Source organism: Actinosynnema sp. NPDC059797, from assembly GCF_042732085.1.
Taxonomy (GTDB): domain Bacteria; phylum Actinomycetota; class Actinomycetes; order Mycobacteriales; family Pseudonocardiaceae; genus Actinosynnema.
In genome coordinates this window covers 1-9323 of the sequence record NZ_JBHWIE010000143.1, presented here as the reverse complement: position 1 = coordinate 9323, position 9323 = coordinate 1, and the positions used below count along the sequence as shown (strand labels likewise).

The 9323-nt window shown below is 70.4% G+C and carries 7 protein-coding genes; all 7 read left to right on the top strand.

Going from position 1 to position 9323, the window contains the following annotated elements; translation table 11 throughout:
* Window positions 1-112: 112 nt before the first annotated feature.
* The 7 genes from ACFV4N_RS26270 to ACFV4N_RS26240 all read left to right on the top strand — a co-directional run bounded on the left by ACFV4N_RS26270 (window position 113) and on the right by ACFV4N_RS26240 (window position 9201).
* Window positions 113-1441 (top strand): glycoside hydrolase family 43 protein, encoded by a 1329-nt coding sequence (locus ACFV4N_RS26270; RefSeq protein ID WP_499675264.1) that lies wholly within the window; start codon window positions 113-115, stop codon window positions 1439-1441.
* A gap of 37 nt (window positions 1442-1478) precedes the next feature.
* Window positions 1479-2789, top strand: coding sequence for a CE1 family esterase (locus ACFV4N_RS26265; protein WP_499675263.1), 1311 nt, complete (start codon window positions 1479-1481; stop codon window positions 2787-2789).
* Between the two features lie 40 nt (window positions 2790-2829).
* Window positions 2830-4164 (top strand): glycoside hydrolase family 6 protein, encoded by a 1335-nt coding sequence (locus ACFV4N_RS26260; RefSeq protein ID WP_499675262.1) that lies wholly within the window; start codon window positions 2830-2832, stop codon window positions 4162-4164.
* A gap of 405 nt (window positions 4165-4569) precedes the next feature.
* Complete coding sequence (locus ACFV4N_RS26255; protein WP_499675261.1) at window positions 4570-5838, top strand: ABC transporter substrate-binding protein; 1269 nt, start codon at window positions 4570-4572, stop codon at window positions 5836-5838.
* Window positions 5835-6794 carry a carbohydrate ABC transporter permease gene (locus ACFV4N_RS26250; protein ID WP_499675260.1) on the top strand — a complete coding sequence of 320 codons (960 nt, stop codon included), beginning with the start codon at window positions 5835-5837 and terminating at the stop codon, window positions 6792-6794. The genes ACFV4N_RS26255 and ACFV4N_RS26250 overlap by 4 nt, the downstream gene beginning before the upstream one ends.
* Window positions 6791-7654 carry a carbohydrate ABC transporter permease gene (locus tag ACFV4N_RS26245; RefSeq protein ID WP_499675259.1) on the top strand — a complete coding sequence of 288 codons (864 nt, stop codon included), beginning with the start codon at window positions 6791-6793 and terminating at the stop codon, window positions 7652-7654. The genes ACFV4N_RS26250 and ACFV4N_RS26245 overlap by 4 nt, the downstream gene beginning before the upstream one ends.
* A 26-nt stretch (window positions 7655-7680) precedes the next feature.
* Complete coding sequence (locus ACFV4N_RS26240) at window positions 7681-9201, top strand: glycoside hydrolase family 43 protein (protein ID WP_499675258.1); 1521 nt, start codon at window positions 7681-7683, stop codon at window positions 9199-9201.
* Window positions 9202-9323 lie beyond the last annotated feature (122 nt).

The following is a 9323-nucleotide window of genomic DNA, read 5'->3' as shown; positions in this document are numbered from 1 at the left end:
ACTGCCCGACCCGCCGCCAGAACCCCGCCGCCAAACCCCGCCGCCCAACCCGCTCCGACCACTGCTGTTGACGGAGGTAACCGTGCGAAGCCGAAGGCGTCCGCTCGCCTGGGTGGCGACCGTCCTGTGCACCCTCGCCCTCCTCACGGGCACGGCCCGTGCCGACAACCCGATCGTGCAGCACATCTACACCGCGGACCCGGCGCCGCTGGTGCACAACGGCCGGGTGTACCTCTACACCGGGCACGACGAGGACGGCTCGACCTGGTTCACGATGAAGGAGTGGCGGGTCTGGTCGTCGGCCGACATGGTCAACTGGACCGACCACGGCTCGCCGATGAGCGTGGCCACCTTCTCCTGGGCCAAGCAGGACGCCTGGGCCGGGCAGGCGATCCAGCGCAACGGCAAGTTCTACTGGTACGTGCCCGTGGTCAACCGGGCCACCGGCCGGATGGCCATCGGCGTCGGCGTCTCCGACAGCCCCACCGGGCCGTTCCGCGACGCCATCGGCCGGCCGCTGGTGGAGAACGGCGAGATCGACCCGACCGTCTTCATCGACGACAACGGCCAGGCGTACCTGTACTGGGGCAACCCGAACCTGTGGTACGTGCGGCTCAACGCCGACATGACCTCGTTCTCCGGCAGCCCGACGCAGATCCCGCTCACCACCGCCGGGTTCGGCGCCCGCACCGGTGACTCCACCCGGCCGACGCTGTACGAGGAAGGGCCGTGGGTGTTCAAGCGCAACGGCCTGTACTACAACGTCTTCGCGGCCAAGTGCTGCTCGGAGTTCATCGCCTACTCCACCGCGCCGAGCCCCACCGGCCCCTGGACCTACCGCGGCACGGTCATGCCCACGCAGGGCAGCAGCTTCACCAACCACGCGGGCCTGGTGGACTTCAAGGGCAGCTCGTACTTCTTCTACCACAACGGCGCCCTGCCGGGCGGCGGCGGCTTCACCCGCTCCGTGGCGGTGGAGAGGTTCGCCTACAACGCCGACGGCAGCATCCCGACGATCACCATGAGCACGGGCGGCCCGCCGCCGGCGGACACGCTCGACCCCTACGTCCGGCAGGAGGCCGAGACCATCGCCTGGGGTTCGGGCATCGAGACCGAACCGTCCTCCGAGGGCGGCATGAACATCGGGTGGATCGAGAACGGCGACCACGTCAAGGTCCGCAACGTCGCCTTCGGCACCGGCGCGTCGTCCTTCACGGCGCGTGTGGCGTCCGCCGCCGGCGGCACGGTCGAGCTGCGCGTGGGCAGCGCCACCGGCACGGTCGTGGGCCGCTGCACCGTGCCCAACACGGGCGGCTGGCAGACGTGGACCTCGGTGTCGTGCCCCGTGAGCGGGCTCTCCGGCACCCGCGACCTGTTCCTGCGGTTCAGCGGCGGCAGCGGCTACCTGCTCAACGTGGACTGGTGGCGGTTCTCCGCCTGAGCACCGGCACGTCAACAGCGGAAGGAGGCACGTGGTGATGAGGCACAGGACCGTGGTGGGGACCGTCGCCGTCGCGGCGTTCCTGGCACTGGCCACGACCGGCACGGCGTTGAGCGGCATCCTGCCCGACGCCGGGGCCCCCGTCGGCGTCGCCGCGGCGACCGAGGGGTGTGGCAAGGCGCCGGGTCTGGCGAGCGGCACGCACGCGATCCAGAGCGGGGGCAGGAACCGCAACTTCATCCTGAGGGTCCCCGACAACTACGACAACACCCGGCCGTACCGGCTGATCTTCGCCTTCCACTGGTGGGGCGGCACGGCGAACGACGTCGCCTCGGGCGGCAGCAGCGGCAGGTCGTGGGCCTACTACGGCCAGCAGGAGCTGTCCAACAACAGCGCCATCCTCGTCGCGCCCCAGGGCATCGACAACGCCTGGCCCAACACCGGCGGCCAGGACGTCGCGTTCGTCGACGCCATGATCGCGAGGATCGAGGCCGCCCTCTGCGTCGACACCGCGCAGCGCTTCGCCACCGGCTTCAGCTACGGCGGTGGCATGAGCTACGCGCTGGCGTGCGGCCGGGCGAACGTCTTCCGCGCGGTGGCGGTCTTCGCGGGCGCGCAGCTCAGCGGCTGCGAGGGCGGCACGCAGCCCATCGCCTACCTCGGCATCCACGGCATCGGCGACACGGTGCTCAACATCTCGCAGGGCCGGTCGCTGCGCGACAGGTTCGTCCGGAACAACGGCTGCACGGCCATGACGCCGCGTGAACCGACCGCGGGCAGCCTGACCCACATCACCACCGCGTACACGGGTTGCCGGGCCGGCTACCCGGTGGTGTGGGCGGCGTTCGACGGCGGGCACCTGCCGGGCGCCGTGGACGGGTGCTCCTGCGAGGACGGCGCCCGGTCGTGGACCAAGGGCGAGGTCTGGAGGTTCTTCTCGCAGTTCGCGGGCACCCCGACCGACACCACCACCACGACTACCACGACCACCACGACGACGACCACCACCACCTCGACCACCCCGGGAGGGGAGTCGTGCCGGGTGTCCAACTCGATCAACGCCTGGAACAGCGGGTTGACGTCGTCGATCACCATCACCAACACCGGCTCCGCGCCGATCAGGGGCTGGTCCCTGGTCTTCACGCTGCCGAGCGGCCAGACGATCACGTCGGGCTGGAACGCGTCCTACTCGCCGACGTCCGGCCAGGTGACGGCGAGGAACGCGTCCTACAACGGCGACATCGCCCCGAACTCGTCGGTCGACATCGGCTTCCAGGCCAACCACAGCGGCAACACGGGGAAGCCGACGGCGTTCACGCTCAACGGCGCCTCGTGCGCCGTCGCCTGAGCGGCCCGGGGCCACGCCCGACATCCCGAGAGGAGATCCGATGAAGCGCAAGCAGGCTGCGGCCGCGTGCGTGCTGTCGAGCGCACTGGTGGCCACGGCCCTGGCGGTGGGCGGCGGCACCGCCGCCCAGGCCGCCGACTCGGCGTTCTACGTCGACCCGTCGACCTCCAGCGCCAGGTGGGTCGCCGCCAACCCCGGCGACTCGCGGGCGGCGGTCATCCGCGACCGCATCGCCTCGGTGCCGCAGGCGCGGTGGTTCACGACCACCAACACCTCGTCGGTCCGCTCGGAGATCAACGCCTACGTCGGGGCGGCCGCCTCGGCGGGGAAGATCCCGATCCTGGTGGTCTACAACATCCCCAACCGGGACTGCGGCGGCGCCAGCGGCGGCGGCGCGCGGTCGCACCAGGAGTACCGGGCGTGGGTGGACGAGATCTCGGCCGGACTGGCGGGCCGCCCGGCGGCGATCGTGCTGGAGCCCGACGTGCTGCCGATCATGAGCAACTGCCAGAACGCCGACCAGCAGAGCCAGACCAGGGCGTCGATGGCCTACGCGGGCAAGAAGCTCAAGGCCGGCTCGTCGCAGGCGAAGGTGTACTACGACATCGGCAACTCCGCGTGGCTGAGCCCCTCCGAGGCCGCCAACCGGCTGCGCGCGGCCGACATCTCCAACAGCGCCGACGGCATCGCCACGAACGTGTCGAACTACCGCCGGACCTCCGACGAGGTGAACTACGCCAAGAACATCCTCAACGCCGTCGGGGACGGCAGGCTCACGGCCGTGGTGGACACCAGCCGCAACGGCAACGGGCCGCTGGGGGAGGAGTGGTGCGACCCGGCCGGCCGGGCGATCGGCACGCCCAGCACGACCAACACCGGTGATTCCAGGATCGCCGCGTTCCTGTGGGTGAAGGTGCCGGGCGAGGCGGACGGCTGCATCGCGCCGGCCGGCCAGTTCGTGCCTCAGCGCGCGTACGACCTGGCCATCGCGGCGGGCCCGACCTCGACGACGACCACCACGACGACCACCACGACCACGACTACCAGCACGGGCAACAACCCGGGCGGCGGTTGCGCGGTGTCCCACCGCGTGGTCAGCCAGTGGTCGGGCGGGTACACCGGGGAGGTCGTGATCACCAACCGGGGCGCGGCGATCAGCAGCTGGACCCTGACGTTCTCCGCGCCCGGCGTGACCGTGTCCCAGGGCTGGAACGGGACGTGGACCGACACGGGCGACACCGTCCGCGTCACCAACACGTCCTGGAACGGCTCGATCCCGTCCGGCGGCACCACCACCATCGGCTACAACGCGAGCTACGGCGGGTCGACGCCACCGTTCTCCTCGCCGGTGTTGAACGGGACGGCGTGCTCCTGACGCCGCACGAGGACTTGACGGTGACTCGGACCGCTCGCGATTCGGAGGTGTTCGGCAGGAAAGTATTTCGTTCGCGTTAACAAAATTGTTGAGGCGGCATCGCGCGGACCACGTAGTCGAATTGGTCCCGCGATGTCGCCCTCAGCCATGTCCGCGATCGAACTGTTCGCCGTGCGGCGATCTTCCAGCGGTGCCAAGGACTGCGCCTCGTCCGATCGGGCGGTTACGAAAGTACTTGCGTAACGGGGAATCCATTGTTCCCCCGGTGTTCGCGAGGGCTTTTCCTTGACGTCGGGTATGCGGCCGCTTACCGTCGTGAGCGCTAACAATCGCAATTTGGGGCGAAACTTTCGCTCGATCCGCGAAGTGGTGTGCCGCTCGCCCCGTCCACCTTGGAGAAGCGCCGTGACCCTCCGTTCGCCCCTGCTGCTCGCCGCCGCAGCCTTCGCCCTGATCACCGCCTGCACGCCCGGAACGGGTGGCGGCGGGGGCGGGGGTGACGGCAAGTCGTTCGAGTTCTGGTCGTTCGCCGCCATCAACCAGAAGGCGTCGGTGGACGCGTACCGGGAGAAGCACCCGGACGTGGACATCAAGCTGACCGAGGTGGGGACCTCGACGGAGACCGCGCAGGCGCTGACCACGGCCCTGGCCGGCGGCAAGGTGCCCGACCTGGTGCTGATCCAGGGCGACAACCTGCCGAAGTTCGTGCAGCAGCCGCAGAACTTCGTGGACCTGCGCACGCTGGGCGCCGACGACATGAAGGGCGACTACCTCGACTGGGTGTTCGAGCAGAGCGTCGCCGAGGGCGGCGAGGTGCTGGGCATCCCCACCGACGTGGGCGGCATGGCCGTGGCCTACCGGACCGACCTGTTCGCCGCCGCGGGCCTGCCCACCGACCGCGACGAGGTCAGCGCCCTGTGGCCGACCTGGGACGCGTTCATCGAGACCGGGAAGCGCTACAAGCAGGCCACCGGCAAGGCGTTCACCGACAACGCCGCCACCAGCGTGTTCTACCAGGCCGTCAACCCGGTCTCGCAGAAGTACTACGACGGTGACCACGAGCTGATCTACGACAGCAACCCCGAGGTCAGGGCGGCGTTCGACCTCGGCATCAAGGCGGCCACCGCCGGGATCACCGCCGGGCAGTCGTCGTTCGAGAACGCCTGGAGCGCCGGCATGGCGCAGGGCCAGTACGCGGCCGTGTCCGCGCCGTCGTGGATGCTCAACAGCATCCGCAGCAACGCGCCCGACACCGCGGGCAAGTGGGACATCGCGAAGATCCCCGGCGGCTCGGGCAACTGGGGCGGCAGCTACCTGGCCATCCCCAAGCGCGCGCAGAACCCGCAGGCGGCCTGGGAGTACATCAAGGAGATGCAGTCCCCGCAGGGCCAGCTCGACCACTTCGCCCGGTCCGGCGCCCTGCCCTCCACGCCGTCGGTCTACAAGGACGACAAGCTCGCCACGGCGAAGGACACCTTCTTCTCCGACGCGCCCACCGGCAAGATCTACACGGACTCGCTGCTCGGCCTGAAGCCGTTCTACATCGGCCCCGACAGCGCGACCATCGGCCAGGAGTTCCTCAACTCGATCACCAACGTCGAGCAGAGCGGCGGCGACCCGGCCACCGCGTGGGACGACGCGGTGCGCAACATCAAGACCGCCATCGGCGGGTGAACCCCGTGGCCGTCACGCTCACCCCGGCGCGTCCGGCCTCGCCGCCGCCCCTCGCGCCCCGGTCCTCCCGGGGGCTGGGCGAGCGACTGTCGCCGTACGCCTACATCGCGCCGTTCTTCGTCATCTTCGCGGTGTTCGGGCTGTTCCCGTTCGCCTTCACCTTCTACGTGGCGCTGTTCGACTGGAACCCCATCGGCGACCAGGTGTTCATCGGCGTGGACAACTTCACCCGCATGTTCGGCGACCCGCGGTTCTGGAACGCCGCGGGCAACACGGTGAGCATCTGGGCGCTGTCCACGGTGCCGCAACTGCTGCTGGCGCTGGTGCTGGCGCACGTGCTCAACCACGCCCGGCTGCGGTTCGCGCTGTTCTTCCGCATGTCGATGCTGATCCCGTACGTGACCTCGGTGGCGGCCACGGCGATCGTGTTCGCGCAGCTGTTCGACCGGGACTACGGCCTGCTCAACTGGCTGCTGGGACTGGTCGGGGTCGAGCCGGTCGACTTCGTCCAGTCCACGCTGGGCAGCCACGTGCTGGTCGCGACGATGGTGACCTGGCGGTGGTTCGGCTACACCACGCTGCTCTACCTCGCCTCGCTGCAGGCGGTGCCCCGCGCGGTCTACGAGGCCGCGGCCATCGACGGCGCGGGCCCGTGGCAGCGGTTCCGCCACATCACCATCCCCTCGCTGCGGCCGGTGATCATCTTCACCGTGGTCACCTCGACCATCGGCGGCCTCCAGATCTTCACCGAACCGCTGCTGATCGCCACGGGCGCCCCGCTCACCTGCGGCGCGGTGCGGCAGTGCCAGACGTTGACGCTGTTCCTCTACGAGCAGGGCTTCGGCGAGTTCGAGTTCGGCTACGGGTCGGCGATCGGCGTGGCGCTGTTCGTCATGGTCGTGGTGATCGCCGCGATCAACTACCTGCTGTCCACGCGGATCAGGGCGGACCGATGACGAGCACCCCGACCCGAAGCGCGACGCCGCGCCTCCGGCGACCCGGCCGGGTCCGCTGGTGGACCTACCTGCTGCTGTGCGCCGCGACCGTGGCGTGCCTGTTCCCGCTGTACTGGATGTTCGTCGTCGCCACCACCGACACCGCCACCGCGACGCAGATGCCGCCCGAGATCGTGCCCGGCGGCAACTTCTTCGACCTGGCGGGCCTGGTGCTGGAGACGGTGCCGTTCGTGCAGGCGCTGATCAACAGCCTCGCCGTGGCCGCCGCGATCGGCGTCGGCCAGGCGGTGCTGTGCGCGCTGGCCGGGTTCGCCTTCGCCAAGCTGCGCTTCCGCGGCCGCAACGCCCTGTTCCTGGTCGTCCTGCTGACCATGACCGTGCCCACGCAGCTCTCGGTCATCCCGCAGTACATGATCATGTCCGAGCTGGGCTGGGTCGACACGTTGCAGGCCCTGGTCGTGCCCGGCCTGGCCAGCGCGTTCGGCATCTTCTGGATGCGCCAGCACATCGTCGCCACCATCAGCGACGAGCTGGTGCAGGCCGCCACGATCGACGGGGCGAGCACCTGGCAGGTGTTCTGGCGCATCGCGTTCCCGATCGTGCGGCCGGCGGCGTTCGTGCTCGGCCTGTTCGGGTTCGTCACCGCCTGGAACGACTTCCTCTGGCCCTTCATCGTGCTCAAGTCCCCCGAGCGCTACACCGCCCAGATCGCCATCAAGGCGCTGCAGAACAGCTACGACGTGGACCTCGGGCTGGCCATGTCCGGCTCGTTCCTGGCCACGATCCCCCTCGTCGCCCTGTTCGTCCTCGTCGGCCGCCGCATGGTCGCCGGGATCCTCGACGGCGCCTTCAAGGGCTGACCGGTCCACCAGCACAGGAGAAGCACGTGTCGAACCCGTCCTTCGACAACCCCGTCATCCCGGGGTTCCACCCGGACCCCAGCGCCTGCCGGGTCGGTGAGGACTACTACCTGGTGTGCTCCAGCTTCGAGTACTTCCCGGGTGTGCCGGTCTTCCACAGCCGGGACCTGGTGCACTGGCGGCAGGTCGGCAACGCCCTCGACCGCCCGTCCCAGCTCCCGCTGCCGGCCGACGCGTCGGCCTCCGACGGCATCTACGCGCCCACGATCCGGCACCACGACGGCCGGTTCTGGCTGATCACCACGAACGTGTCGAGCGGCGGGAACTTCATCGTCACCGCCGAGCGGCCCGAGGGCCCGTGGTCGGAGCCGGTGTGGCTGGACCTGCCGGGCATCGACCCCGACCTGGTGTGGGACGAGGAGGGCAACTGCTGGTGCGCCTTCGCCGGCGCGCACGGGGCCAGCTTCTTCGGCGTGCAGGTCGCCCGCGTCGACCCCGAGGCGGGGAAGGTGCTGGAGGGGCCGTTCCCCGCCTGGGAGGGCACCGGGTTGCAGTGGCCGGAGGCGCCGCACCTGTACCGCATCGGGGAGTGGTGGTACCTGCTGATCGCCGAGGGCGGCACCGAGCGCGGCCACACCGTCGCCATCGCCCGCGCCCCCTCCCTGCGCGGTCCCTGGGAAGGCGCGCCGCACAACCCGATCCTGACCCACCGCGGCACCAACCACCCGATCCAGAGCACCGGCCACGCCGACCTCGTCACCACCCCGGACGGGGAGTGGTGGATGGTCCTGCTCGCCACCCGCCCGCGCGGGTACAGCCCCAACTTCCACGTCCTGGGCCGGGAAACCTTCCTCGCGCCCGTGCGCTGGGAGGACGGCTGGCCCCGCGTCGGACCCGTCAACGTGCGGGAACGGGCCCCGAGCGCCTGGCACCCGGTCGAGGAGGAGCCGTCGCGCGACGACTTCGACGCCCCCGGCCTCGACCCCCGGTGGATCTCGCCGAGGTCGCGCCCTGACGGCTCCTGGTCGCTGACCGAACGGCCGGGGTGGCTGGCCCTGCACGCCACCGGCCCCACCCTGGACCGGCCGGGCGCGACCTTCATCGGCCGGCGCCAGCGGCACCCCGAGAGCCGGACCGCCGTCCTGCTCGACCCCGACGCCGGGCGCGCGGGCCTGTCGATCCGCGTGGACGAGGCACACCACTACGACCTGGAGGTGGCCGACGGGCAGGTCAGCGTCATCGCCCGCATCGGGCCGCTGCGCCAACGCGTGGCCGAACGCCCCGTGCCGCGCGGCCCGGTGACCCTGGCGATCACCACGAGCCCGGACCGGGTGCTGCCGCCCGCCGACGACGAGCCGTCGGGCCTCCACGTCGCCGCGCCCGACTACATCGCCTTCCACGTCGGCGACGAACCGGAACCGCTCGCCGAACTCGACGGCAGGTACCTGTCCACGGAGGTCGCCACCGGCTTCACCGGCCGGGTGATCGGCATGTACGCCACCGAGGGCACCGCGTGGTTCGACTGGTTCGACCACGGAACCCCCTGAACCGCGGGTGGTGGCGAGAGTCCTCGGCCACCCGCACCGAGCGGATCTCCGACCGCTCCGATCCAACCCACCACCACCCGCACTACCCGCGGGTGCTCCTCAGAAAGTGCACAACACGACGC

Coding starts and splice junctions, on each gene's coding strand:
- ACFV4N_RS26265 (WP_499675263.1), top strand. CDS start 1,479: ATGAGGCACAGGACCGTGGTGGGGACCGTCGCCGTCGCGGCGTTCCTG.
- ACFV4N_RS26260 (WP_499675262.1), top strand. CDS start 2,830: ATGAAGCGCAAGCAGGCTGCGGCCGCGTGCGTGCTGTCGAGCGCACTG.
- ACFV4N_RS26245 (WP_499675259.1), top strand. CDS start 6,791: ATGACGAGCACCCCGACCCGAAGCGCGACGCCGCGCCTCCGGCGACCC.